A 517-nucleotide genomic window follows, 5' to 3' on the forward strand; every position below is an offset into this window, starting at 1 on the left:
ATGCGGCCTTGGTAGAGCAATCTGCGGCAGCGGCGGCGGCGTTGGAAGATCAGGCTAACTACCTGCGCCAGGCCGTGGCGACCTTTAAAATTAGGGAGGCAACGCGCGCTCAGGGGGCGGCACAATCCTCGAAAAGTGCAGTCTTGCCCGCATCGTTACCGGCATCCGCGAAGGTGCAGACCAAATCAGACAATGCCAATTGGGAAACGTTTTAATCCTGATGGAAAACGGATCTGTTTCCCATCGTAGTATCCAATAACAGACTGCATGAACGAGGGGGATTATTCCCCCTTCTTCTCATTCATTTGACCTATTTGCAGCATTTCATCAGCCCACAGCGTGGCATCTAGCACGATGTGTATCATCTGTTGCTCGGTGATCTTCAGCTCCGAGATAAGCGTATTTACCTCTTGCCAATGCTGTTTTTCATATTCTGTTGCCAGCATGAGGTAACGTGCATAGGTGCCGGTGTTTTCAAGCAGCGCCTGTTTTACCTCATTAGGCAGCGCTATTTCCG

Annotated in this window: 2 pseudogenes; one reads left to right on the plus strand and one right to left on the minus strand. The window is 51.3% G+C overall.

What is annotated here, in order from left to right:
* A pseudogene (locus J5224_RS35185) lies at positions 1-215 on the plus strand (methyl-accepting chemotaxis protein II); the annotation flags it as partial.
* 66 nt (positions 216-281) lie between these two features.
* Here the strand turns inward: J5224_RS35185 and J5224_RS35190 are convergent.
* A pseudogene (locus J5224_RS35190) lies at positions 282-517 on the minus strand (hypothetical protein); the annotation flags it as partial.

This window comes from Candidatus Symbiopectobacterium sp. NZEC135 (assembly GCF_025962695.1).